We start from the raw sequence: 25,175 nt of genomic DNA, 5'->3' as shown, positions 1-25,175 counted from the left end.
CTCAGCCCTCCCGCCCCAATTGCCGGATCAGAGCGTCGGCGGCGCGCCAGGCGAAGGCATAGATGGACAGCTGCGGATTGGCCCCTATGCTGGTGGGAAAAATCGAGCCGTCGATGATGGTCAGGTTGCGCCACAGCCAGTGCCGGCCGTATTCGTCCACCACGCCGCGGCTGGGATCATCGCTCATCGCCATCCCGCCCATTACGTGCGCGCTGACCAACTTGGCCTGCAAGGCCTGCAATGGCAATTCCGCTATCTGCTCCCGCGCCTGCCGCCATGAGCTGACTGGCTCGGCCCGCTCGTGCAGCGGCATCACCAGGCTGGCGCCGGCGGCGAATTGCAGCTCGGCCATCGCCAGCCAGCTGCGGTACACCCCATCCCAGATCACATCGTTCAACGGATAATCCAGCAGCGGCGAGCCGTCGCCGCGCAGACGCACCTCGCCGCCCTGGCTGTCCGGATGGAAACCGTCGCGCAACAGCGCCAGCGTGGCGTGCAGATGCGGCAACTGCCGCAGTAGTTGCGCCTGCCGGGCTCCCCAGCCGGGAAAGGTGACGCTGGCCAGCAAGGGGTGGATGGGCGGCACCTCCAGCTTGAAGCCCAGCGGCCCGTCCAGCGATTGGGTATGCATGAAGTGGTCGGAATAAACGGTTTGCGGCGCGCCGTTGAACGGCTGGATCAATTCCGGCATCTGGGCCGCGCACAAAGCGACCGGATGCAGAAAGGTGCGCTTGCCGGTCTGGCCCGACGAATCCGCCAAACCGCTGCGCAACAGAATGGCGGGAGAGCCTATCGCCCCCGCCGCCAGCACCACATGGCGGGCGCGCACCACGAAGCGCCGCCCGGTCGCCAGGACCCCGTCCGCCGCCAGCAAGCTGCCATGGACCTGGACGATCCGGCTGCTGGATTGATTCGCCTGCAAGCGATCGACGCGGGCCCGCGACAACAGCCGCGCGCCGTGCTCCAGCGCCTGGGGAATGCAGGTGACCAACATAGACTGCTTGGCATTGGTCGGGCACCCCATGCCGCAATAGCCCAGGTTCCAGCAGCCGCGCACATTGCGCCGTATCCTGGCGTGGCGCAGGCCCAGCGCCTGGCAGCCGCGCTCCAGCACCAGATTGTTGCCGTTGGGCTGCCCGTCCCAGGGCGCGATGCCCAGCCTGGCCTCCGCCTTTTCAAACCAGGGCCGCATGGCTTCCGGGGTCAGCGACGCCAGGCCATAGCGCTCCTGCCACCAGCGCAAGGTATCCGGCGGCGTGCGGAAGCTGCTGGTCCAGTTGACCGTGGTGCCGCCGCCCACCGAACGCCCCTGCAGAATGCTGATGGCCTTGTCCGCCGTCTGGCGGCCTGCCGACTCCTGATACAACTCCGGATAGGCCTTGGCCTCCAGCATGCGGAAATCGCTGGAACTGTAAAAACCGCCCTCCTCCAGAATCAGCACGTCCAAACCGGCTGCGCTCAGCGCCTCGGCCGCCACCGCGCCGCCCGCGCCGCTGCCGATGATCGCCACATCGGCATCCCAAGCCAGATCCTGGCCCTGCGCGGCGCCATCGAACGCTTTCCAGCCCAAGGCCAGTCCGGCGCGGATCGGATCGGGGATCTTGCCGCTCAAGGCAGCATCCCCACCACGCCTTCCGGCAGGCGATAGCCCAGCGCGGCCCAACTGGCGGGGTTGCCGTACCAGGCGGCGTTGATCAATTGGTGCAGCGCCTGATAGACGCTGCGCTTCAGCTGGAAGCGGCTATTGCGCCAGCGCCGCAGAAAGCGTTCCAGTTCGTGCGGCGCGGCCGAAGCCCAAGGCGAGCCGATGCCGGCCAGCCAGCGGCGCGCCCAGCGATTCTGCAGCAGATCGAACAGCTGCCGCAGCTCCTGGCGCAGCGCCGGCGGCAAACCCAGCACCGCCCTGTCCACCCCAGCCGCCACCTGCTCCAGCGGCAGGCCATCCAGGCCCAGCATCACCGGCGCCAGCGCGCGGATGATGGCCGCGTCCTGCGGCTGCAGCCATAGCGTGGCCGCGCCGCCCGGCTGCGCCAGCGGGTCGGCCTGCGGCGTGGCCCAGTAGCCGGCCAACAACAGCGCCGCCGCGCCCAGCGCGCCGGTTTTCAGCAGTTCACGGCGGCTGGGCATGTCAGCGGCGCAGCATCAGCTTGAGCAGCCATTCGACCATGCGGCCGTAAGGCGCCCGGGTTAGCCGGCTGCCGGACAGCCGGCTCTGGCGGAACACCGGCTTGAGCTTGGAAAAGGCGAGGAAGCCTTCTTTCGCGTGGTAATGCCCCATGCCCGACGGCCCCACGCCGCCGAACGGCAGATCGTCCTGCACCACATGCAGCAAGGTGTCGTTGACGCTGACGCCGCCGGACACGGTTTCCTTGAGCACCCGCTCCACCCGCAGCGGATCGTTGTCGAACAGATACAGCGCCAGCGGCCGCGGCCGCTTGTTGATGTAGCTCAGCGCCTCGTCGAACTTGTCGTAGGCGACAATCGGCAGAATGGGGCCGAAAATCTCCTCCTGCATCAGCGCGCAGTCGTCCGGGCAGCGCTGCACCAGTGTCAGCGGGAATTTGCGGCGGGCGGCCAGGTTTTCGTTGGCCGGATTCACCGCGTCGATGCGGGCGCCGGCCTGGCGCGCCGCCTCCAGCCAGCCTTGCAGGCGCTGGTAGTGGCGGTCGTTGATGATGGCGCTGTAGTCGGGGTTGTCGGCCAGCGTCGGGTAGGCGCGCGCCGCGGCGGCGCGGATCTCGTCCAGCAGCAGGCCGCAGTCCTTTTCGTTGACCAGCACATAGTCGGGAGCCACGCAGGTTTGTCCGGCGTTCATCAGCTTGCCGGCGACGATGGCCTCGGCGCTGCGGCGCAGATCGGCCCCCCGCGCCACCAGCGCCGGCGATTTGCCGCCCAGCTCCAGCGTGACCGGCGTCAGATTGTCGGCCGCGGCGCGCATCACGTGCCGCCCCACCGCGGTGGAGCCGGTGAACAACAGATGATCGAACGGCAGCCGGGTGAACGCCTGGCCCAGTTCCGGACCGCCGTTGACCACGGTCAACAGGTCGCGGCCGAAATAGCGCAGCGCCAGCTCGCTCAGCAACGCGCCGGTGGCCGGCGTGTATTCGGACATTTTCACCATCACCCGGTTGCCCGCCGCCAGCGCCGCGACGATCGGGCCGAAGGCCAGGAACAGCGGGTAGTTCCACGGCACCACCACGCCCACCACGCCCAGCGGCTGCGGCAGCACGCTGGCGCTCGCCGGCATGAACCAGAACGACACCCGGCGCCGCTCCGGCTTCATCCAGCCTTTCAGATGCCGGCGGGCGTGGCGGATCGCCTCCAGCGAGGGGAACAGCTCCGCCAGGCGGGTCTCCACCGCGCTGCGCTGGCCGAAATCCTGATTCACCGCGGCGATCAGCGTCTCGCGGTTTTCCTGTATCAGGCGCTCCAGCGCGCCCAGCCAGGCGCGGCGCATTTCCAGCGCGGGATAGGGCGTGGCCTGGGCGATCGACTTGAGCCGGCCGAACGCTTCGAGCAGCGAGCCTTCCTCTTGGGTGGGCATTTTGATGGCGTCCATAGTATTATCCTTTTAGTAGTAGCCAAACAAATGTTTAGAGCCTGGGCTCTAGGCAAGATTAGCACCCGCCAAACCCGCTGTCACCTCGCCGGTCCATCATGTTCATCGACTTCTTCTACGCGCTGCGCAACGCCGGACTGCCGGTCACCCTGAAAGAATTCCTCACGCTGCTGGAAGCCTTGCGGCTCCATGTCGCCTTCGGCAGCCTGGACGATTTCTACTATCTGGCGCGAACCGCGCTGGTCAAGGACGAAAAGCACTTCGACCGCTACGATCAGGTGTTCGGCCAGCACTTCCGCGGCTTGGAAATGGCGCTGGACGACCTGCAGCGCGCCATCCCCGAGGAATGGCTGCGCAAGCAGGCTGAGAAATACCTGAGCGACGAGGAAAAGCGCCGGCTGCAGGCGCTAGGCTGGGACAAGCTGATGGAAACCCTGCGCCAGCGGCTGGAGGAGCAAAAGGAGCGCCATCAGGGCGGCAACAAATGGATAGGCACAGGCGGCACCAGCCCCTTCGGCGCTTTCGGCTACCATCCGGAAGGCATACGGATAGGCCAGAACCAGTCGCGCCACCGCCGAGCGGTCAAGGTGTGGGACCAGCGCGAATTCCGCAATTTCGACGACCAGGTGGAGCTGGGTACCCGCAACATCAAGCTGGCGCTGCGCCGCCTGCGCGAATTCGCCCGCGACGGCGCCGAGGAAGTGCTGGACCTGGACGCCACCATCGCCGCCACCGCGCGCAAGGCCGGCATGCTGGATCTCAGGATGCAGCGCGAGCTGCGCAACAGCGTGAAGGTGCTGGTGCTGTTCGACGTCGGCGGCTCGATGGACGATCACATCCGCGCCTGCGAAGAGCTGTTTTCCGCGGTGAAGTCGGAATTCAAGCATCTGGAGTACTTCTACTTCCACAACTGCGTGTACGAATCGGTCTGGAAGGACAACAACCGCCGCCAAAGCCAACGCTTTTCCACCTGGGACCTGATCCACACCTTCGGCGACGATTACAAGCTGATCTTCGTCGGCGACGCCAGCATGAGCCCATATGAGATCGCCTATCCCGGCGGCAGCGTCGAGCACATGAACGAGGAGTCGGGCGAAACCTGGCTCAAACGCCTGCTGGCACACTTCAAGCACGCGGTCTGGTTGAACCCGCTGGGCGAGGAGCATTGGCAATACACCCAGTCTGTGGCCATGCTGCGGCAATTGATGGCGCAGCGGATGCGGCCGATGACGCTGGGCGGCCTGGACCAGGCGATGCGGGATTTGAAAAAAACTGCCGCCCGCGCTTGAAAATTTAACGTTGGCACATAACTTTTCCCTTGAGTCTGGAGCAGGTTGTAGCCCAGAATGAAGCAAGAGGCCAGAATTCTGATCCGAAACACGCCTCATCCGTTACGGGGAGTCATACCATGCAAGTTCTTCTTTTCGCCGCCCTTGTCGCCGCGGTCATCGCTGTCGCCAAATTGCTGGCCACCCCGGAACAAGAGCAGCCCCGGCTGGTGCCCATCCGCATTCGCCGCGACGAGGCGTCCCGCCGCCGCTGAACGGCTCTGGCCATACGATCAAAAGCGCGCTTCGGCGCGTTTTTTCATTGCCGGCCGCGTGAATTCACACTTGTTAACGCCGAGCAAACAAAAAACATAATTATTCTCAAAACCGAAACATACGCAATATCCCGATTGACTAGAATTGCCCCTGCATTAAAACCATCAAACTAAAACTGCAAGGGTGAAACTGATGAAATCAATCGTAATGGCCGCCTGCCTGCTGGGCGTATCGTTTGCCGCGCTGGCCGATGGCAAATCCGACTGTCGCGCCGCCGCCGGCAGCTACCTGACCGGCACCGTGGTGTCCGGCCCGCAGTTCGCATCCGGCCAGGACCTGAACGGCGTGGAGCTGTCCCACACCCATGTCCGTCTGCGCGCCGACCAGGACGGCCGCACCTACGATGTGGCGATGGACAATGTATACGCCTCCGGCTACGACACCGCAGGCGAGAGCGTGCCCTACCCGCTGAGCACCATCCAGGCAGGCGACCGCCTGCAACTGTGCGGCCAACTCTATACCAGCGGCGTAGGCATCCACTGGGTGCATAGCAACTGCGGCGTCAAGCCGACCAGCCGCCAGCCCAATGGCTGGGTCAAGAAGATCAACGCCGACGGCTCGGTCAGCGGCAACTACGAAGCCAACACCGAATACTGCCAGCTGTGGCCCTAAGCCCTGGCCGGTTGCAAGCATGAAAAAAGCGCGCCTCGCGGCGCGCTTTTTTCATTGGCCGCGATCGCGCTAGAAATCGCGCTGCGGCACCAGCACCGTGCGGTTGCCGTTGCTTTCCATCGCGCTGACGATGCCCGCCGCTTCCATCTCTTCGATCAAACGCGCGGCGCGGTTGTAGCCTATGCGCAGATGGCGCTGCACGCCGGAGATGGATGGCTTGCGGGTGCGCAGCACGATCTCCACTGCCTCGTCGTACAAGGGGTCGGACTCTGTCGCCGCCTGCGCCTTGGCCGTGGCGTCGGCCGAAGCCTCGTCCGCCTCGCTCTCGCCGGTCAACAGGCCTTCCACATAGTCCGGCTCGCCGAACTGCTTCAGGTGTTCGACCACCGCGTGCACCTCGTCATCGGTGACGAAGGCGCCGTGCACCCGCTGCGGATAGCCGGTGCCGGGCGGCAGGAACAGCATATCGCCCTGGCCCAGCAGGCTTTCCGCGCCCATCTGATCCAGAATGGTGCGGCTGTCTATCTTGCTGGACACCTGGAAGGCGATCCGCGTCGGGATATTCGCCTTGATCAGGCCGGTGATCACGTCCACCGACGGCCGCTGGGTGGCCAGAATCAGGTGGATGCCGGCGGCGCGCGCCTTTTGCGCCAGGCGGGCGATCAGCTCTTCGATCTTCTTGCCGGCCACCATCATCAGATCGGCGAACTCGTCCACCACCACCACGATGAAAGGCAGCTTGTCGAGCGGCTCCGGCGTTTCCGGAGTCAGGCTGAACGGGTTTGAAATACGCTGGCCTTGTTCGGCCGCCTCGCGCACCTTCTGGTTGTAGCCGGCCAGATTGCGCACGCCCAGCGAGCTCATCAGCCGGTAGCGGCGCTCCATCTCGCCGACGCACCAGTTCAGCGCGTTGGCGGCCAGCTTCATGTCTGTGACCACCGGCGCCAGCAAGTGGGGAATATCGTTGTAGACCGACAACTCCAGCATTTTGGGATCGATCATGATGAAGCGCACTTCGTCCGGCGTGGCTTTATACAACATCGATAGAATCATCGCGTTGACGCCCACCGACTTGCCGGAGCCGGTGGTGCCGGCCACCAGCAGGTGCGGCGCCTTGGCCAGGTCCATCGTCACCGGCTCGCCGGTGATGTCCTTGCCCAGCGCCAGCGTCAGCCGCGAGGCCGGCTGCTGGAACACATCGGCGGCGAAGATTTCCGACAGCCGTATCATCTGCCGCTTGGGGTTGGGCAGCTCCAGGCCCATGCAGGTTTTGCCCGGAATGGTCTCCACCACGCGGATGGACGCCAGGCCAAGCGCGCGCGACAGGTCCTTCATCAGGTTCACCACCTGGTTGCCGCGCACGCCCACCGCCGGCTCCACCTCGTAACGGGTGATCACCGGGCCGGCATAAGCATCCACCACGCTGACCTTGACCTTGAATTCGGCGCACTTCTCTTCGATGACGATGCCGCGCTCCAGCAGCTCATCCTGGCTGCAGGCCACGGTGACGGCATCGGCGGGACGCAGCAGCTCCAAGCCCGGCAGGATGGAGTCGTCGTAAGCGGCGCGCTCCGTCCAGGCCGGCGCCTCGGCTGTTGACTCGGACGCTTCGGCATCCGCGGCCTGCAGGCTAGGCTCAGGCGGCGGCGCATCGGCTGCCTTGTCTATCAGCACCCAAGGCATGGGATTGGCGGCCAGCTTGTCGGTGGTGGCGGCCAGAGACGGCGCGGCCAGGGCTTCGCTCTGCAGCACGGTTTGCTGCACGATGGCCGGCCTGGCGTTTTCCTGCTGCACCAGCACTTCGCGGGTTTGCGGCCAGCGCCAAGGCGTGCGGGCGGCTTGCGCGGGCTCGTCATCCGCGGCCGCTGTCTCAACCTCGGTTTCCGCGTCAAACCCGGCTTCCGCTTCGGCGGCGGCTTGCCATTCCGGCGCGGTCTGCGCCGCCGGCTCGGCCGCCGCGACAGGCGCCGCCTCGCGCGTCAGCTCAGTTGTCGTCTGCTCGGGCTCATCCGGCGCGGACGCGGCCATCGCCGCCGTCTCGCTGTCGAGTACCGGCCATGGCTGCGGGGCCATCGCGGAAATGGATTCAGCTGCCGCCGCAAGCGGCTCTGAAGGCGGGATAGGCGCCGCCGCCGCAGGCGGCTCGGCCGCTTCGACTGGCATTGCGACCGGACGCGCCGCCGTTTCCGCCGCAGGCATCGCCGGCGCGGCGGCAGGCCGAATCATGGCCGCGGCTTGCGGATGCGCGACCGCCTCGGGGGGGCGGAATGCGGGCGCGGGTTTGCCCGCCGGCGGTAAATTGGCGCGAACGATGGGCGCCAGCTCCACCTTGGGCAACGACGGCTGAACAGGAGGCGCTGCGCGGCGATGGGCATGCAGGCTGGCGACCTTCTCCCTCACCTCATGGCTGCCTATCACCGGCAGCTCGCCCTCGCCTGCCGGCATTGCCACGCCGCTGGCGCGCTGGCGGCGGCGAAAATCCTGCCGCATATTGCTTTGCATTTCCGACAGGCCGATGACCGGCAGCTCGTCCTCCCGCGACCGGGGCGGCAGGCGGGTTTTCTTGCGGTATTCGCGCGATAGCTCAAGCTTGGGCAGCTCGACGGGCGCTTCGCGCGCCGGCGGCTCCGGGCGACGCGGCAGCACGATGGTCTCGCGCGGCGCTTCCGGCGGCGGCGCGACGCGGCGCGGCAGGCGGATTTCTGGCCGCACGGCCTGGGCTTGCGGCGGTTCGGGCTGCGGCGGAACCGTTTCGATTTCAGGCGCGTCTACCGAGTCTTCGCTGCGCGCGGCCATTGCCGCTTCGGCCTCGGGCGCGGGAGGCGTCTCGCGCGGCTCGGCGAAGTAGTCCGGCTCGTAACGCTCAGGCCGGCCTTCCACCCCCAGCAGCCCGTCCAGTTTGCTCGTCAACGATGGCAACGATATCTTGCCGGTTTTCACCAGCCAGCCGGCCGCAGCCAGCAGCAGCAACAGAAACACTACGACCCACACAATCAAAACCCCGATTTCAAGCTGCCCGCATCCTGGCTGGGCATGTTTTTAGTCATGGCGGCGCCGCGACCCCGGCCAGCGCCGCCACCTGCTGTTATTGCCGAATTGTAACGGCTTTGATACATCGCCGGGGATTAGATTCCCGCTGTTTACAAGGCGCGCCAGATCAGCCACTGCGCCGCCAGCGCGAACAGCGCGGCGATGACGTCATCCACCATCACCCCGAAGCCGCCGCCGACGCGCTGGTCGAACCAACGGATCGGCCAGGGCTTGACGATGTCGAACAAGCGAAACAGCGCGAAGGCCAGCAGCCAGCCCTGCCAACTAGCCGGCGCGAAAGCCAGCACCATCAGCATGCCCACCACCTCGTCCCAGACGATGCCGCCGTAGTCGTGCACGCCCAGCGCCTTGCCGGTGATGCCGCACACGTACACTCCCAGCGCGAACAGCGGCGCGCACAAGGCCATCAGCCACCAGCCGTCCACCCCCAGCGCCAGCAGCGGGAAGAACAAGGGATAGGCCACCAGCGTGCCCCAGGTGCCGGGAGCTTTCTTCATCAGGCCGCTGCCGAAGCCGAAAGACAGCAGATGGGCGGGGTGGCTCAACAGGAAACGCCAATTGGGAACGATGAGCGGGGTATCAGCCGAAGTGGTCATAGCCTTCTTTCTGTAAAGGGATCGGGTGGCCGGCGGCGTCCAAAAGCTTGCCGCCGCTGCCTTCGACGATGCGGCCGATGCGGGAGACCCGGCAAGCGCATTGCGCGCCGGCGGCCTCCACCTGCGCGCGCCGTTGCGGCGGCGCGGTGAACACCAGTTCGTAATCGTCGCCGCCGGCAGCCAGGCAGTCGAGATGCCGCGCGCGCAGCGCCTCCAGCCGGGGATCGGACGGCAAGGCGTCGGCCTGGATTTCGGCCGCCACGCCGGAGGCAGCCAGGATGTGGCCCAGGTCGGCCATCAGGCCGTCGGACACGTCCGCCGCCGCATGGGCGACAGGCAACAGCAGGCGGCCCAGCGCCAGCCTCGGCTGCGGGTATTCCAGCCTCTGCCGCGCCGTTTGCAGCAGATCCGCGTCGTCCACCGTCAGCCAGCCCAGGCGCTGGCGCACCGCCAGCGCGCCCAGGCCCAGCTCGCCGGACACCCAGACATCGTCGCCGGGCCGCGCGGCGTCGCGGCGCAGCGCCTGCCCGGACGGCGCCTCGCCCAGCACGGTCACCGACAGCGTCAACGGACCGCAAGTGGTGTCGCCGCCTATCAGCTCCACGCCATGTTCGAGCGCCAGCGCGTGAAAGCCGGCGGCGAATTCCGCCACCCAGGCCTCATCCGCCTTCGGCAGCGCGATGGACAGCAGCGCCCAGCGCGCCCGCGCGCCCATCGCCGCCATGTCCGACAGGTTCACCGCCAGCGTCTTGTGGCCCAGCGCGCGCGGCGCCACGTCGGCGAAGAAATGCCGCCCCTCGACCAGCATGTCCACCGACATGTGCAGGTCGCAGCCGGGCGTCGGCCGCACGATGGCGGCGTCGTCGCCGACGCCCAGCAGCGCCGACGGCGCCGGACGCTGGAAATGGCGGGCTATCAGTTCGAACTCGTTCATGACCCCTCACGCAAAAACACCCGCCAGCAGCGGGTGTCGTGGATTCCGGCCGACCCAAGGGCGGGCGGAACGATCAATCCTGCTTGCGGCGCTGTTTCTGCGCCAGGACTTCGTCGCCGCGAACGTCGGCGGCCAGCTTGTCCAGCACGCCGTTGACGAATTTGTGACCATCGGTGCCGCCAAAGGTTTTGGTGATCTCGATGGCTTCGTTGATGATGACCGGATACGGGGTTTCCGGGCTTTGCGTCAGTTCCAGCGCGGCCATCAGCAGCACGGCGCGCTCCACCGGGCTGACTTCGTCCTCGGCGCGCTCGTAGTAGCGGCCGATCTGGGCGGACAGCGTGGACACATCCTTCAGTACGCCGTACAGGATGTTGCGGAACAGCGCCTCATCGGCCTTGGCGAAGTATTCGTTCTCGCGCAGATGCTTCTCGATCAGCGAGGCCGGGCGGTCCTGGTTCAGTTCCCACTCGTAAATGCCTTGTACGGCGAATTCGCGGGCGCGGCGGCGGGCGGTTTTCATGGTGGCGATTCCTCAAAAGAGCAAGGGAAGCGGCGCGCGCGGCGACCGCTTCCCACGGATGGCTGGCGGCGGGAATTCAGCCGCGCAGCGTCTTGTGCAGATTGGCCATTTCCACCGCGACGCGAGCGGCGTCCGCCCCCTTCTCCTGCATGCGGACTTCCGCCTGCTCGTCGTTCTCGGTGGTGAGAATGGCATTGGCTACCGGAATATCGAAGTCCAGGCCGACGCGGGTGACGCCGGCGCCGGATTCGTTCGATACCAGCTCGAAATGATAGGTTTCGCCGCGGATCACCGCGCCCAGGGCCACCAGCGCGTCAAAGCGCTCGGTCTGGGCCATGGTTTGCAGCACCAGCGGAACTTCCAGCGCACCCGGCACGGTGGCCAGGGTGATGTCGCCAGCGGCCACGCCCAGCTTCTCCAGCTCGGCGAGACAAGCGTCGCGCAGGCCATGGCACACCGGCGTGTTGAAACGCGCCATCACGATGCCGACTTTCAGGCCCTTGCCGGAAAAATTGGGTTCAATACACTGGATTGCATCAAGCATTGGTTTGTCCTCGCGGCGAAAACACTAAGGAAAGCCGGCAATTGTAACGTAATTGCCGCATTTAGGCCACGCCTGGGCCGCCCTGGCCATCCACGTGAAAATGTCCGGGCTGGCAGAAGCCGGTGACTTCCAGCTCGAAGCCGGCCATCGACGGCAGGCTCACCGGGCTGGACATCAGTTTCATCTTGCCCACGCCCAGCGCCTTGAGCATTTGCGCGCCGATGCCGAAAGTCTTGCTGTCCCACTTCTGCCGCGCCGCCTCCTGACCCAGCGCACGCTCGGCCAGATCCTGGCCGGTTTCATCGCGATACAGCAGGATCATCACGCCGCCGCCGGTCTCCTCCATGGTTTCCAGCGCGTTGGGCACGGTCCAGCTGTGGTGGCTGCACAGCGGCGCCAGCACGTCTATCACCGACAGCGGCTCGTGCACGCGCACCAGGGTTTCCTTGTCGGCGCGGATCTTGCCTTTGCTCAGCGCCAGATGGGTGGCGGAGGTGGTGATGTCGCGGAACACATGCAGGTCGAAGCTGCCGAACGGCGTCTCCACCGGACGCTCGCCCACCTTTTCCACCAGCGACTCGGTGCGGCTGCGGTACTGGATCAAGTCGGCGATGGTGCCTATCTTCAAACCGTGCTGCTTGGCGAACTCGATCAGCTCCGGCAAGCGCGCCATGGTGCCGTCGTCGTTCATGATCTCGCAGATCACGCCGGCCGGCTCCACGCCGGCCAGCATCGCCAGGTCGCAGCCGGCCTCGGTATGGCCGGCGCGGATCAGCACGCCGCCGTTCTGCGCCTTCAGCGGAAACACGTGGCCGGGCTGCACCAAGTCGCTGGCCTTGGCCAGCCTCGCCACCGCGGTCTGGATGGTATGGGCGCGGTCAGCGGCGGAAATGCCGGTGGTCACGCCCTCAGCGGCCTCCACCGATACGGTGAAGTTGGTGCCGAAGCTGGTGCCGTTGTTGGTCGCCATCATCGGCAGGTTCAGCAGCTTGCAACGCTCTTCGCTCAGCGTCAGGCAAATCAGGCCGCGGCCGTGCTTGGCCATGAAATTGATCGCCTCCGGCGTGACGAATTCGGCCGCCATCACCAGGTCGCCCTCGTTCTCGCGGTCTTCGGCATCCATCAGCACCACCATCTTGCCGGCCTTAATGTCGGCGATGATGTCTTGAATCGGAGAAATGGCCATGCTTCTTCCTTTGTTCAGTCTGCCCGTCTCACGCGGGCAATAAATCCAGGGCGCGATAGTCGCCCAGATGGGCGACCGCGCCGTCGCGCAGCGCCAGCGGCCGGGCGAACAGCGGCCCGTCCACCACCAGGGTATGAAACTCTCCCGCCTCGCCGCAGGGATCCACCCCTTCGGCCAGCATCTCTGCAATCAGCCGGGCGTCGACAATCCGCCCCAGCCACTTCTCGTCCGCCAGCGCGGCATTGACCATCACGATGCGGGCGACGAAGCCCGCCGCGACGAATTCCCGCACCAGATCGGCGCGGGCTTGCTGCCACAAGGGCAGGATCGCTTCAAGGCCCGCCTCGGCGCAGACGCCCTCTTCCCATTCGCGATGCGCGGCGAGGTCGATGTCGCCGAACACCACCGCGCGCGCGCCGTCCGCCGCGGCGGCCCGCAGCCGCTCGACGAACACCTCGCGGTAATCATTCCAGCTCGCGCGCCCCAACCGCTGCGGCAAGCCCAGCGCATCGGCCTGCAACGCCAGCACCTCGGGCCGCGCCCCGTGCGAGCGGGAGCGCTCGCCCGTCTCGTCCAGCATGGTCAGCAGCGCCTGCGGCCTGGCGCCGGCCTGGACCGCGCGCCACAGCGCGAGGCAGCTGTCCTTGCCGCCGCTCCACGACGCCACCACCGGCAAATCCCGCAAAATCATGCCTGGCCGCGCTGCGCCAGCACCCGCTCGACAGTGTCGACGATGGCCTGGGTTTGCGGGTCTATCTCGATATTGATGCGCGCGCCGGGCCGGCGGGCGGCGATATTGGTGCGCGTCAGCGTTTCAGGAATCAGGTGCACGCAGAAGCGCCGCCCCTCCACCGCGCCCACGGTGAGGCTGATGCCGTCTATGCCGATATAGCCTTTGGCGAACACGTATTTTTCCAGCCCGGCGGGCAACTCGAACCAGATTGTGCGGTTATTGGGGGATTCGATCACCTCGACGACCTCAGCCAGGCCCATCACGTGGCCGGACATCGCGTGGCCGCCGATGTCGTCGCCGAAGCGCGCGGCGCGCTCGACGTTGACCGCGTCGCCGGTCTTGAGCTCGCCCAGATTGGTGATGCGCAGCGTCTCGCGCATCAGGTCGAAATGCACCCGATCGCCGTCGACTTGGGTGACGGTCAGACAACAGCCGTTATGGGCGACGGAGGCGCCAAGCTGCAGGCCGGGCAGCATCGCCTGCGGCAAGCGGACGATATGAGTGCGGAAATCCTGTTTTTCCTCGATGGCGACCACTTCGGCCACGCCCTGGACGATACCGGTGAACACGGCAAGCCTCCTTGGTTTGAATTGTCGTTTGGACGATATTGTAGCCGACTGGCCGTTTTCCAATCCGCCGCCGCCATAAAAAAACCGGCCTGGGGCCGGTTTGCGAAGATTGCGCGATGCGCTCAGAAACGCCAGGACACGCTGCTGCGGATGGCGCGCCCCATGCCTTCCGCGCCTTCGGTCAGGTAAGGCTGGTAGCTGCGGTTGAACAGATTGTCCACCGCCAGCCTCACCTCCATGCCCTTCAGCCCGGCCGTCGCCGGCTGCCACACCGCGAACAACCCGGCCAGCGCGTAACCATGCTGGGCCGGATAGGCGTAGCCGACGGCCTCCGGGTTGACGTTTTGCGGCACCCGGTCCTGCGCGCGGACGAACTTGCCCTGCGCGCCCAGCGTCAGCCCCGCCGGCGCGAAGGTATAGCCGGCGGTCAGCACCGCCTTGCGCGGCGGGATGTCCACCATCGGCTCGTCCTTGCCCCACGGGTCGCGCAAGCTGTGGCGGCGCTCGCCGACGACGGAGGACAAAGACAAACTGGCGAAAGCGCCGCGCCACTGGTAGCGGCTGTCGAATTCGAAACCGCGAATCACATAACCCGGCAGGTTGCGGTAAAAACCGATCACCGCCGGCAGCGGCGCGCCGGGCGCGTCGCCGCGGTTCGGGCCGATGCGCTGGCCGATGGCGTCGGTGACATCCTGGCGGAACCAGGCGAGGCTGGCCGACAGCTTGTCGCCCGCGGCCAGCACGCCGCCGCCGTCGTAAGCCAGGCCCAACTTCAGCGCTTTCAGCTTTTCCGGCCGCAGCTGGCGGCTGCTGGCGGTGGTGCTGCCCAGCGTCTGCACGTCGTAAACTTCATCGGCGTTCGGCGCGCGCCAAGTGTGGGCATAGCCGGCGTCCAGCGTCCAGCGCGGCAGGAAACGCCAACTGGCGGCCAGCCGCGGCGACCAGCCGGCGAACGCCAGCGCGCTGTAGTCGTGGCCCTTGGCCGGATTGTTGTAGGTGGGCGCCAGGTTCTGCCTGCCGCGCACCTCGATATGGTCGTAACGCAGCGACGGCGTCAGGCTGAAGCCGTCCAGCGGCCTCCATTCGTGCACCCAGTAGGCCGACTGCATGGTTTCGCTGCCCGGCGGCGAATAGCGCGGGTTCATCAGCCCGTAGTTGTAACTGGGATCCCTGGCCTTGCTCGGCATGTAGGCGATGGCGTCGCGATCCTTGCGCGACCAGGCGACGCCGACCGTCACCTGCTGGCTGGACCAGCCTTCGCCCAGGTTGGCCACATTGCGCAGCTCCCACTGTTTATCGCGCTGGCTGACCCAGCTTTCCTTGCCGAACTGCGAATCGAAGGCCGAGCTGTTCACCCCGTCCGGCCGGGTGTCATGCTGGAAGCGCCGCGACTGCGCGTAGCTGAGCCGCAGATCCAGCCAGGGCAGATCGCTGCTGACATAGCTCCAGTCGGCGGTCATCGACTCCACCGTCTGCTCGCGCCACACGGTTTTGCGCAGCCAGGCCTCCTCCAGGCCGTACTTGGCGATATCGTAAGCGCTGGGCGCCGGGATGTCGCCGCGCCGGGCCGCCCACGGCGTGCGCAGCTCGTCGTCCTGGCGCACAAAACCGAGTTTCAGGCTATGGCCGTCGGCGGGCCGCCAGCCCAGCTTCAGCATGCCGCCTTGCTGCTCGCCGCCGGAGAAGCGGTAAGGCGTGCCGTCCGGCTGCGTGCCGTCGCCTCCCTTGCTGTGCGTGACATAGGCCAGGATGTCGGCTGGCTGGCCGGCGCCGCCGGCATACGCCGCCAGCGACTGGCTGAAGCGGTGGCCATTATCCTGATAGCCCAGCTTGGCGAAGCCGCCCACGCTGCGCCCCGGCAACAGCAGTTCATTGACGGTCTTGGTTTCCGCCTTCACCACGCCGCCGAAGGCGCCGTTGCCGTAAAACGGCGAATGGCCGCCCTTGATCACCTCCACCGAGCCCAGCAGCTCCGGATCGACGAAAGAGGTGCCCTGCTGGTATTTGTCGAAGCCCTGCCCGGCTCCGTCCAGATACACTTGCACTTGCTCCACGTCGCCAAAGCCCCAGACGTTGATGGTTTGTCCGCCGGGACGCGGCGAGCCGCCGGCGTTGACGCCAGGCAACGCATCCAGCACCTCGGCCAGCGATTTCGCCTGCGGGCGGGCGATTTCCTCTTGCGCGAGCTTGCTGGCCGCCGGCCTCAAGACCAGCGCTTCGGCGCTGACTTTGACGGTCTCGAGCGTGGACTGCTCCGCTGCCAGGGCGGCGTGGCTAGCCAGGCCAAAGGCGATCGCGGACAAGCAAAATGGAAAGATTGAGGGAGAGCCAGGGTGTACTGCGGCGCTTCTTGGTTGCATCACGGAAATTTTTGTAATTGATAATCGTTCTCAAATATTAACATAAAACTTCCTCAAGCCCCCAAGTCCGGTAAAATACCCGGCTTTATTGAATTTCAAGCAAGCCGCCCATGTCCGCCGAACTGTCCCGCATTGCCGAAGAAGTCTCGCATCGCCGCACCTTCGCCATCATCTCCCACCCCGACGCCGGTAAAACCACGCTGACGGAAAAGCTGCTGCTGTTCTCCGGCGCCATCCAGATGGCCGGCACGGTCAAGGGCAAGAAAGGCGGCAAGTTCGCTACTTCCGACTGGATGGAGATCGAGAAGCAGCGCGGCATTTCGGTGGCTTCTTCGGTGATGCAGTTCGACTACCGCGATCACACCGTCAACCTGCTGGACACCCCGGGGCACCAGGACTTCTCCGAAGACACCTACCGCGTGCTGACCGCGGTGGACAGCGCGCTGATGGTGATCGACGCCGCCAAGGGCGTGGAAGAGCAGACCATCAAGCTGTTGAACGTCTGCCGCCTGCGCAACACCCCCATCGTCACCTTCATGAACAAGTGCGACCGCGAAGTGCGCGACAGCCTGGAATTGCTGGACGAAGTGGAAGACGTGCTGAAGATCCGCTGCTCGCCGATCACCTGGCCGATCGGCATGGGCAAGACCTTCCGCGGCGTATACAGCCTGCTGAACGACGCGGTGATCCTGTTCGAGGCCGGCGCGGAGAAGCTGGTATCCGACATCGAGGTGATCCAGGGCATAGACAACCCGCGCCTGGACGAACTGTTCCCGTTGGAAATGGAACAGCTGCGCATGGAGATCGAGCTGGTCAAGGGCGCCTCCAATGAGTGGAGCCTGGACGAATTCCTGGCCGGCACCCTCACTCCGGTGTTTTTCGGCTCGGCGATCAACAACTTCGGCGTGCGCGAAATCCTCAACGCGCTGATCGACTGGGCGCCGGCGCCGCAAGAGCGCGACGCCACCGTTCGCAGCGTGGACCCGAAAGAGGGCAAATTCTCCGGCTTCGTGTTCAAGATCCAGGCCAATATGGACCCGAAGCACCGCGACCGCATCGCCTTCCTGCGCGTGTGCTCCGGCCAGTTCGAGCGCGGGATGAAAATGAAGCATCTGCGGCTGAACCGCGACATCGCCGCCTCCTCGGTGGTGACTTTCATGTCGCACGACCGCGAAATCGTGGAAGAGGCCTACGCCGGCGACATCATCGGCATCCCCAACCACGGCAACATCCAGATCGGCGACAGCTTCTCCGAAGGCGAAGAGCTGGCCTTCACCGGCATTCCCTTCTTCGCGCCGGAAATGTTCCGCTCGGTGCGCATCAAGAACCCGCTGAAGCTGAAGCAACTGCAAAAAGGCCTGCAACAACTGGGCGAAGAAGGCGCGGTGCAAGTATTCAAGCCGCATAGCGGCGGCGATCTGATCCTGGGCGCGGTGGGCGTGCTGCAGTTCGAAGTGGTGGCCAGCCGCCTGGCCGCCGAATACGGCGTCGACGCCATCTTCGAATCCGCCAGCATCTGGTCGGCACGCTGGTTCACCTGCGACGACCGCAAGAAGCTGGACGATTTCGTCAAATCGCTGCAGATGAACATCGCCACCGACGCCGGCGGCAATCTGGCCTACCTGGCGCCCAACCGCGTCAACCTGCAGCTGACGCAGGAACGCTGGCCGGACATCGTCTTCCACGAAACCCGCGAGCACGCGGTCAAGCTGAACGACTGAGCCCATGCACACCCTCCTCGACCTGGTCGCCTTCCTGCGGGAAAACTACTCGCATGAAATCACCCGCTCGCTGCTGTTGATCCTGACCCTGCTGATCATCCGCGTGGTGGTGGACCGGCTGCTGGCAGCCAACAGCGGCGTGCCGGTCGAGGAGCGCCGCCGCTGGTCGATCAACACCCGCAACGGCCTGTTTCTCACCGGCCTGGCGGGCATAGGCTTCATCTGGGCCAACGAGCTGCAGACGCTGGCCGTCTCCATGCTGGCATTCGCCGCCGCCCTGATCCTGGCCACCAAGGAGCTGATCATGTGCTTGTCCGGCGGCGTGGTGCGGCAGATGTCGAACAGCTACAGCCTGGGCGATCACGTCGAGATCGGAGCCGTTCGCGGCCGCGTGGTGGACATCGGCCTCTTGTCCACCACCGTGATGGAAATCGGCCCCAACCACAGCTCGCACCAGATGACGGGCCGGGCGCTGACCTTTCCCAACAGCCTGCTGCTGTCCACCCCGGTGATACGCGAAAACTACATGGGCGAGTACGTGATGCATATCGTCAACGTGCCGCTGGCCTATGAAGTGCCGCCCGCCCGCGCCGAGCAGATGCTGATGAGCGCGGCGGAAAGCGCCTGCCTGCCGCACGTGGACGTGGCGCGCCGCCACATGGAGGACATGGCCAAACGCTATCTGGTCGACATTCCATCGGTGGAGCCGCGCATTTCCATCCAGCCGGTCGACGAAAAGCGCTACCAGTTGATCCTGCGCATCGCCATTCCGGCGCGGGAGCGGCAACGTATCGAGCAAGCCATCCTGCATCAATTCCTGGCCGACTGTTACCCTGTCGTCCAATCGTAAAAAATAGAGCTAGAACTCCAAACATCGTATACAATTGCGCTATGCGAAGTCATTACCAGCCGGTGCATCATGAGTAAAACCAGAATCAAGACCTACGACCGCATCATTCAGGAGAGCCTCAAGCTGTTCAACGAACAGGGCGAGCGCAGCATCACCACCAACCACATCGCCGCGCACCTCGGCATCAGCCCGGGCAATCTCTACTATCACTTCCGCAACAAGGAAGAGATCGTCTACCAGATATTCACCATGTATCGCGAGTTCATCAACCAGCGACTGGCGGTGCCGGAAGACCGCAAGATGACGGTGGACGATCTGGTCAACTATCTGGACACCGCCTTCCTGGCGATGTGGCAGTTCCGCTTCATGTTCTACGACCTGCCCGGCATGCTGGCGCGCAATCCGCAGATGCAGTCGGAGTACCACCAGTTCGTCAACACCGAGCTGAAAAACATCCTCGGCGAGCATTTCCGCGAATTCATCCGCCTGGGACTGCTGAAGATGGACGAAGAGGACATCGAGGGCGTCAGCATCAACATCTGGCTGGTGGTGAAATTCTGGTTCGCTTTCGAGCAGACCTCCCGCCCCAAGGCGCCGATCACCGAGGAGTCCGGCCACCGCGGCGTGCTGCAGGTGCTGGCGCTGCTCAAGCCCTATGTGCAGCCGGAATACATGCACGCCTTCCGCTCGCTGTACGAGAGACACGCCGTCTGACATGCCCATCCATGGACGCAAAAAAGCCACTCGCGATAGTGGCTTTTTTGTTTCAGCTCAAACCAGATCAAGCCGCGGCGGCCGTCCCCTGCAGCAAGTAGCCGTGCAGCTCGCCGCTGGCCAGCAACTTGCGCAGATGGCTGCCAGGGGTCGAACCGGAATACTCCAGCTGCTGCCCGGCGCGGCGCGCGACCTTGCCGTCGGCGCACACTTCCATCTCCACTTCCAGCGCCCACAAGCTGGGCTGCCTGTCCGGATCCACCGGCTCCAGCGAAACGGTCAGCCGATAGCTGCCGTCGCGGGAATAAACATCAAGCAGGCCAAGGAGGCCAAGGTTATTGCGGACATCGGCATCATCCGCGTCAAAAGCACCCGCAGTTATGGCCTGCGGAACCAGCACTTCAGGAAAAGTCGCAGTCATGGCATCTACCCCGAGGGTTTCCCCTCTAACAAGCTGTTGGATTATTTTGTATTGCGCCGTCGCCGAAGCTGACGGTTTGCAACCTGACATTCACTGATGTCTTCACGCATCATGAGGATATTTACCGACGCAGACAATGCCATCTCAGGAAAATATCGCAGCCGCTAGATCAAAACTGTCCTTTTGGCCACCCAATCTTTCGCCTGGATGTCACAGCCGCGAACAGCAAATGCCATTGACATTTCAATTCATGACAAATCCGCATTTGAACTACTTTTCCGCTGCATCGCGCACCCCAAAAAATAAGGCCCCGGAGCGTTTCCGAGGCCTTGCGCGCGAGTCAAAAACTCATCAATCGCGGATCACCGCGGCGATTGCCGCCGCCACGTAATCGACATTCTTGCTATTGAGCGCCGCCAGGCAAATCCGCCCGGTGGACACCGCGTAGATGCCGAACTCAGCGCGCAGCCGCTCCACCTGAGCAGCGCTCAGGCCGGTATAGGAGAACATGCCGCGCTGAGCGGTGACGAAGGAGAAGTCAACCGCGGCGCCATGCGCCTTGATCGCCGCCAGCAGCCGCAGGCGCATCGCGCGGATGCGATCGCGCATGCCCGCCAGCTCGTCTTCCCACTGCTGGCGCAGTTCCGGGCTGGACAGCACCGCGGCGACGATGGCCGCGCCATGGATCGGCGGATTGGAGTAGTTGGTGCGGATCACTCGCTTCAGCTGCGACAGCACCCGGGCGGACTCGTCCTTGCCTGCCGTCACGATCGATAGCGCGCCCACGCGCTCGCCGTACAGCGAGAAGCTCTTGGAGAAGGAGCTGGCTACCAGGAACTGCATGCCGGAGGCGGCAAACAGGCGCACCGCCAGCGCATCGGCTTCGATGCCATCGGCAAAGCCTTGGTAAGCCATGTCCAGGAACGGCACCAGGCCGCGCTCGCGGCAAACCGCCACTACCTCGTCCCATTGGGCCGCGGACATGTCCGCCCCGGTGGGGTTGTGGCAGCAGGCGTGCAGCACGATGACCGAACCCGCGTCCAGCGCCGCCAGATGCGACTTCATCGCGGCGAAATCCACGCCGCGGCTGGCCGCCTCATAATAAGGGTAATTTTCCACCTGGAAACCGGCCGATTCGAACAGCGCGCGGTGGTTTTCCCAGGACGGGTCGCTGATGTACACCTTGGACGCCGGATTCAGCCGCTTGAGGAAATCCGCCCCGATCTTCAACGCGCCGGTACCGCCCAAGGCCTGCGCGGTCACCACGCGGCCGGCGGCGAGCAGCTCGCCATCCTGGCCGAACAGCAGGTTCTGCACTGCCTTGTCGTAAGCCGCCGGACCTTCGATAGGCTGATAGCCGCGCGCCGGCAGCGCTTCCAGCCTGGCTTTCTCGGCGGCCTTGACCGCGCCCAGCAGCGGAATCTTGCCGTTGTCGTCGGAATACACGCCGACGCCAAGGTTGACCTTGGTATCGCGGGCGTCCGCATTGAATGCTTCGTTGAGACCGAGAATGGGGTCACGCGGCGCCAGTTCCACACCGGCGAAGATCGAAGAGGTCATACCAGGCTCCATTGCTTTGCAGATGAGCCGGCTGCCAGAGCCGGCCAAAGAAAATCCAGTCTTGCTTGTTGCCATTCGAACGCAAATAAGTTCGCAGCCGAACAACAGTCTAACATGGCGGATGCCGATCGCCCCACAACGGATTGCCTGTCCCCACGGGCAGGGCCGCATGCGCGGCATCGACAAAGCCGGCCCGATGACATAAGCAGAAGTATGGCCATCGCGCCCGGACGCTCCGCGCCGGCGCCGAGGCCGATATTCGGAGGCTTTTCATGAAAAAGGGAATCCTGCTGTTCTGGCCGTCTTTCATCATCGCGGTGGCGGCCACCGCCGTTTTTTACTCGATTTTCGACCCCGCCGAACTGACCTTGCACGGCAACGCCCTATTCGCCGACAAGCTCACAGCCTATTCGGTGTTCCTGCTGGCCAGCTGGCTGTTCGGCGCGGCCAATACCGCCATCGTCCTGCTGCTGGAAAAAAGCGCCCGCGACATCAACGGCTTCGTTGCGCCGCCGGTAGTCAGCGGCGACGAAGACGGCACGCCTTCCTGAGCGCCATGCCCGGCGCGCACGCGCTGCCGGGCATGGCAAAACCGCCTCAAATCACCTTCAAGCCCTTCAGCATCACCACCAGGATCAGCACCGGCGACACGAAGCGCACCACGAAGAACAGCGCCTTCAGCAGACGCGCGTTATTCAGCGCGCCGCCATTGCTCAGCGCGTCGCGGAAGCGGTCGTAGCCCCACACCCAGCCGGTGAACAGGCACAGGCAGATCCCGCCCAGCGGCATCAGCACATTGGACGTGACGAAGTCGAACAGGTCGAACATCGTCATGCCGTGCAGTTTGATATCGGCGGTCAGGCTGTTGGACAGCGCGCAGCCCGCGCCCACCAACGCCAACAGCAACAGATTGATGATGGTGGATTTGACGCGGCTGATGCCGAAGCGCTCGCTCACCACCGACACCGGCACCTCCAGGATAGACAGCATCGCGCCGGTGGCGGCTATGGCGGCCAACACGAAGAACACCACCATGAACAGATGTCCCAGCGGCATGCTGGCGAACACCGCTGGAATGGTGATGAACAGCAGCGACGGACCAGCGGCAGGCTGGAAGCCGAAGGCGAACACCGCCGGGAAGATGGCGATGCCGGCCAGCAGCGACACGAACAGATCCGCGCACATCACCCGGAAGGTGGTCAGCGGCACGTCTTGATCGTCGCGGAAGTAGCTGCCGTAGGTGATCATGGTGCCCATGCCGATGGACAGCTTGAAGAAAGCCAGACCCACCGCGGTCAGCACCACGCCGGCGGTGATCTTGGAGAAGTCCGGGGTGAACAGGAAAGCCAGGCCCTGGCTTGCCCCCGGCAACATCAGGCTGCGCGCGCCTATCACCAGCAGCAGCGCGAACAGCAGCGGCATCAGCTTCTTGGTGACCGCTTCGATCCCCTTCGACACGCCCATCAGCAGAATGCCGCCGATCAGGCCCAGAACCAGCCATTGCCACAGCAGCGACTGAACCGGATTCGTGATCAGCGCGGTGAAGGCGCCGGACGTCACCTTGGGATCGTTGGACAGGATATCGCCGGCGATCGCCTTGAAAATATAGGCGAACACCCAGGCGGCAACCTCGGAATAGAAAGCCATGATCAGGAAGGCGGCAAACACGCCGAAAGCGCCCACCAGCCACCACGGCTGCCCGGCCGGCGCCAGTTTGGCCAACGTGGTCACCGCATCGCGCTTGGCCTTGCGGCCCAGCATGATCTCGGAGATCATCACCGGCAGTCCCACCAGCAGCGTGGCCAGCACGTACACCACCAGAAAACCGGCGCCGCCATTGGTGCCGGTCAGATACGGGAACTTCCAGATATTGCCCAGGCCTACCGCCGAGCCCAGCGTCGCCGCCAGCACGCCGAAGCTGGACGTGAATCCATCCCTCAGCTTGACCTCTCCACCCGATTTGGATTTGTCCACACTCATTGTTGTTCTCTCTACCACCACAAATGAAACGAGCCCGCGCGGAGGTCGTCCGGGCGGGCTCACATGACCTTCGATGCTACAGGGCGTGGATTGTGAAGCCTATTTTGTATGTGTGCAAAACAATTTTTACAGCTATCTGGGCTGGATCAACTCGTCCGCCAGCCTGCCCAACCAATCATAGCAGGCCTGCAACTGCGCCACCTCGATAAACTCGTCCGGCCGGTGCGCCTGCTCGATCGAGCCCGGCCCCAGCACCACGCAAGGCATGCCGGCCTGGCTGAACAGACCCGCTTCGGTGGTGTAGGCGACGCCGGCGCCGCCTTCGCAGCCGCACAGGCTGACGACGTAGCGCCGGATGGACGACGACGGGTCGGACTCGAAAGCGGGGCTGTATACCACCGGCTCGATGCGAATCTGCGCCTCGCCGGCCACCGCCTGCATTTCCTGCTCCAAGGTGGCGGCGTAGTCGGCGACCGATGCCACCAACCGCTGCGGGTCGTCGCCCGGCAACCAGCGGCACTCGAACATGAACTCGCAATCGGCCGGCACGATATTGCAGGCGACGCCGCCGCGCACCAAACCAGTCTGCATGGTGGTGAACGGCACGTCGTACAGCGGCTGCCGGTGGCCAAACGCGGCCTCGGCATCTGCCAGCTTGCGGATATGGGTGATCAGGCGGGCGGCGAACTCGATGGCGTTGACGCCATGCGGCGTCAGCGACGAATGCGCCGCTCTTCCCTTGACCACGCAGCGATAGTGGGCGATGCCCTTGTGCGCGATCACCGGCTTCATCGACGTCGGCTCTCCCACCAGGCAGCCGGCGACATCCACGCCATCGGCGATCAACGCGTCTATCATGCGCCCCACGCCCAGGCAGCCCACCTCCTCGTCGTAGGACAGCGCGATGCCTATGCCCTGCGCCAGCTTGCCTTCGGCGGCCAGCCTGACGAAATCCGGCACTCGGGCCAGCACGCAGGCGATGAAGCCTTTCATGTCGGCGCTGCCGCGGCCGTACAAGCGGCCATCGCCGCCGGCGGTCAGCTCAAACGGCGGATAATGCCAATCCTGCCCATCCACCGGCACCACGTCGGTGTGGCCGGACAGCACGATCAAAGGCAGGTCCTCGGCGCCGATGCGCGCGAACAAATTGGCCTTGCTGCCATCATCATTATAAGTCAGGCGGCTTGTCAGGCCGAAGCCGGCCAGATATTCCCGCACCCACTCTATCAGCTGCAGATTGGAATAACGGCTGGTGGTATCGAAGCGGATCAGTTCGGACAGCAATCCGGATGCGTCTGTAGGCATGAGACAATCCTGCGCTTGGCTATTGAGTCTGTTCCAGAGTCTGCACCCGGCGTGGCCGGCAGGCAATAGCGGCCGCCCTCCTCATCATGCTCGGCGGCGGGGAGGCAAAGCGCTGCATAAAAAATGCTTGGCAACTAGCACGGCTTTGGATACAATCCGTTTTCTCTATGGCGGGCCTCCCCGCATTGCACGATAGCGAACCTGGTCAGGTCCGGAAGGAAGCAGCCACAGTTATTTAGTGCAAGTGCCGGGGGTCAGGCTCGCCACCCCTCCCCTCTTTAGTTCCGCCAAGCTCAATTGCAGATTTGCGACACTTTTTCAGCCAAATTACGACGTCGCCATCAAATCCCATT

Annotated in this window: 23 protein-coding genes and 1 other RNA gene; 8 read left to right on the top strand and 16 right to left on the bottom strand. The window is 64.7% G+C overall.

Annotation, left to right across the window (positions count from 1 at the left end):
• Window position 1: 1 nt before the first annotated feature.
• Genes MY55_RS08110 through MY55_RS08100 form a run of 3 tightly spaced genes read right to left on the bottom strand, consistent with a single transcriptional unit; the run spans window position 2 to window position 3,559 of the window.
• Window positions 2–1,612, bottom strand: coding sequence for a GMC family oxidoreductase (locus MY55_RS08110; RefSeq protein WP_047243334.1), 1,611 nt, complete (start codon window positions 1,610–1,612; stop codon window positions 2–4).
• A complete protein-coding gene (locus tag MY55_RS08105; protein WP_047236222.1) occupies window positions 1,609–2,127 on the bottom strand; it encodes a twin-arginine translocation signal domain-containing protein in 519 nt (172 codons plus the stop codon). Before MY55_RS08105 ends, MY55_RS08110 begins: the two co-directional genes overlap by 4 nt.
• 1 nt (window position 2,128) lies before the next feature.
• Entirely contained in the window at window positions 2,129–3,559 is a 1,431-nt protein-coding gene (locus MY55_RS08100) for a coniferyl aldehyde dehydrogenase (RefSeq protein ID WP_065202226.1), read from the bottom strand.
• Window positions 3,560–3,657: 98 nt separating this feature from the next.
• Between MY55_RS08100 and MY55_RS08095 the strand changes: the two genes are divergently transcribed.
• The 3 genes from MY55_RS08095 to MY55_RS08090 all read left to right on the top strand — a co-directional run bounded on the left by MY55_RS08095 (window position 3,658) and on the right by MY55_RS08090 (window position 5,775).
• Entirely contained in the window at window positions 3,658–4,848 is a 1,191-nt protein-coding gene (locus MY55_RS08095) for a vWA domain-containing protein (protein WP_043581453.1), read from the top strand.
• Between the two features lie 119 nt (window positions 4,849–4,967).
• Window positions 4,968–5,102, top strand: a complete 135-nt coding sequence (locus tag MY55_RS24440) for a hypothetical protein (RefSeq protein WP_279625439.1) — start codon at window positions 4,968–4,970, stop codon at window positions 5,100–5,102.
• A gap of 193 nt (window positions 5,103–5,295) precedes the next feature.
• Window positions 5,296–5,775: a hypothetical protein gene (locus MY55_RS08090; RefSeq protein ID WP_052258469.1), complete on the top strand. Its 480-nt coding sequence runs from the start codon at window positions 5,296–5,298 to the stop codon at window positions 5,773–5,775.
• A gap of 69 nt (window positions 5,776–5,844) precedes the next feature.
• Here the strand turns inward: MY55_RS08090 and MY55_RS08085 are convergent, their stop codons facing one another.
• From MY55_RS08085 to MY55_RS08045, 9 genes are all read right to left on the bottom strand, one after another.
• Window positions 5,845–8,766, bottom strand: a complete 2,922-nt coding sequence (locus tag MY55_RS08085) for a DNA translocase FtsK (RefSeq protein WP_157889277.1) — start codon at window positions 8,764–8,766, stop codon at window positions 5,845–5,847.
• A 149-nt stretch (window positions 8,767–8,915) separates the two neighbouring features.
• A complete protein-coding gene (locus tag MY55_RS08080; protein ID WP_043577284.1) occupies window positions 8,916–9,422 on the bottom strand; it encodes a phosphatidylglycerophosphatase A family protein in 507 nt (168 codons plus the stop codon).
• Entirely contained in the window at window positions 9,406–10,356 is a 951-nt protein-coding gene (thiL, locus tag MY55_RS08075; protein WP_065202225.1) for a thiamine-phosphate kinase, read from the bottom strand. Before thiL ends, MY55_RS08080 begins: the two co-directional genes overlap by 17 nt.
• Before the next feature lie 73 nt (window positions 10,357–10,429).
• Window positions 10,430–10,879, bottom strand: a complete 450-nt coding sequence (nusB, locus tag MY55_RS08070; RefSeq protein ID WP_043577289.1) for a transcription antitermination factor NusB — start codon at window positions 10,877–10,879, stop codon at window positions 10,430–10,432.
• A 76-nt stretch (window positions 10,880–10,955) separates the two neighbouring features.
• Window positions 10,956–11,423: a 6,7-dimethyl-8-ribityllumazine synthase gene (gene ribH, locus MY55_RS08065; protein WP_043577291.1), complete on the bottom strand. Its 468-nt coding sequence runs from the start codon at window positions 11,421–11,423 to the stop codon at window positions 10,956–10,958.
• Window positions 11,424–11,484: 61 nt separating this feature from the next.
• Window positions 11,485–12,609, bottom strand: a complete 1,125-nt coding sequence (gene ribBA, locus MY55_RS08060) for a bifunctional 3,4-dihydroxy-2-butanone-4-phosphate synthase/GTP cyclohydrolase II (RefSeq protein WP_043577294.1) — start codon at window positions 12,607–12,609, stop codon at window positions 11,485–11,487.
• Window positions 12,610–12,637: 28 nt separating this feature from the next.
• On the bottom strand, window positions 12,638–13,300 hold the full coding sequence (locus MY55_RS08055; RefSeq protein ID WP_043577297.1) for a Dph6-related ATP pyrophosphatase: 663 nt from the start codon (window positions 13,298–13,300) through the stop codon (window positions 12,638–12,640).
• On the bottom strand, window positions 13,297–13,911 hold the full coding sequence (locus tag MY55_RS08050) for a riboflavin synthase (RefSeq protein ID WP_047243339.1): 615 nt from the start codon (window positions 13,909–13,911) through the stop codon (window positions 13,297–13,299). Before MY55_RS08050 ends, MY55_RS08055 begins: the two co-directional genes overlap by 4 nt.
• A 122-nt stretch (window positions 13,912–14,033) precedes the next feature.
• Window positions 14,034–16,214, bottom strand: coding sequence for a TonB-dependent receptor domain-containing protein (locus tag MY55_RS08045; RefSeq protein ID WP_157889276.1), 2,181 nt, complete (start codon window positions 16,212–16,214; stop codon window positions 14,034–14,036).
• A gap of 167 nt (window positions 16,215–16,381) precedes the next feature.
• Between MY55_RS08045 and MY55_RS08040 the strand changes: the two genes are divergently transcribed.
• The 3 genes from MY55_RS08040 (at window position 16,382) to MY55_RS08030 (ending at window position 19,556) form a co-directional block, all read left to right on the top strand.
• Window positions 16,382–17,992 carry a peptide chain release factor 3 gene (locus MY55_RS08040; RefSeq protein ID WP_065202223.1) on the top strand — a complete coding sequence of 537 codons (1,611 nt, stop codon included), beginning with the start codon at window positions 16,382–16,384 and terminating at the stop codon, window positions 17,990–17,992.
• Between the two features lie 4 nt (window positions 17,993–17,996).
• The gene (locus tag MY55_RS08035) at window positions 17,997–18,842 is read left to right on the top strand and encodes a mechanosensitive ion channel domain-containing protein (protein WP_043577308.1); all 846 of its coding nucleotides are present in this window, start codon (window positions 17,997–17,999) and stop codon (window positions 18,840–18,842) included.
• A 69-nt stretch (window positions 18,843–18,911) separates the two neighbouring features.
• The gene (locus tag MY55_RS08030; RefSeq protein WP_043577311.1) at window positions 18,912–19,556 is read left to right on the top strand and encodes a TetR/AcrR family transcriptional regulator; all 645 of its coding nucleotides are present in this window, start codon (window positions 18,912–18,914) and stop codon (window positions 19,554–19,556) included.
• Between the two features lie 67 nt (window positions 19,557–19,623).
• Here the strand turns inward: MY55_RS08030 and MY55_RS08025 are convergent, their stop codons facing one another.
• Together MY55_RS08025 and MY55_RS08020 are read right to left on the bottom strand one after the other, a co-directional pair.
• On the bottom strand, window positions 19,624–19,977 hold the full coding sequence (locus MY55_RS08025) for a hypothetical protein (protein ID WP_043577314.1): 354 nt from the start codon (window positions 19,975–19,977) through the stop codon (window positions 19,624–19,626).
• Between the two features lie 351 nt (window positions 19,978–20,328).
• Window positions 20,329–21,537 (bottom strand): amino acid aminotransferase, encoded by a 1,209-nt coding sequence (locus MY55_RS08020; RefSeq protein WP_065202222.1) that lies wholly within the window; start codon window positions 21,535–21,537, stop codon window positions 20,329–20,331.
• 272 nt (window positions 21,538–21,809) lie between these two features.
• Here MY55_RS08020 and MY55_RS08015 point away from each other — a divergent pair, with 272 nt between their 5' ends.
• Window positions 21,810–22,088 (top strand): hypothetical protein, encoded by a 279-nt coding sequence (locus MY55_RS08015; protein WP_043577319.1) that lies wholly within the window; start codon window positions 21,810–21,812, stop codon window positions 22,086–22,088.
• Window positions 22,089–22,134: 46 nt separating this feature from the next.
• Here the strand turns inward: MY55_RS08015 and MY55_RS08010 are convergent, their stop codons facing one another.
• Together MY55_RS08010 and argE are read right to left on the bottom strand one after the other, a co-directional pair.
• A complete protein-coding gene (locus MY55_RS08010; RefSeq protein WP_043577321.1) occupies window positions 22,135–23,517 on the bottom strand; it encodes a sodium-dependent transporter in 1,383 nt (460 codons plus the stop codon).
• Between the two features lie 132 nt (window positions 23,518–23,649).
• Window positions 23,650–24,822 (bottom strand): acetylornithine deacetylase, encoded by a 1,173-nt coding sequence (gene argE, locus MY55_RS08005; protein ID WP_065202221.1) that lies wholly within the window; start codon window positions 24,820–24,822, stop codon window positions 23,650–23,652.
• A gap of 169 nt (window positions 24,823–24,991) precedes the next feature.
• Between argE and ffs the strand changes: the two genes are divergently transcribed.
• Window positions 24,992–25,090, top strand: an RNA gene (ffs, locus tag MY55_RS08000) — signal recognition particle sRNA small type.
• Window positions 25,091–25,175: the final 85 nt, after the last annotated feature.

This window comes from Chromobacterium subtsugae (assembly GCF_001676875.1).
Taxonomy (GTDB): domain Bacteria; phylum Pseudomonadota; class Gammaproteobacteria; order Burkholderiales; family Chromobacteriaceae; genus Chromobacterium; species Chromobacterium subtsugae.
Note: the sequence above shows the minus strand (reverse complement) of the source record. Positions and strands in the feature narration are given on the sequence as shown.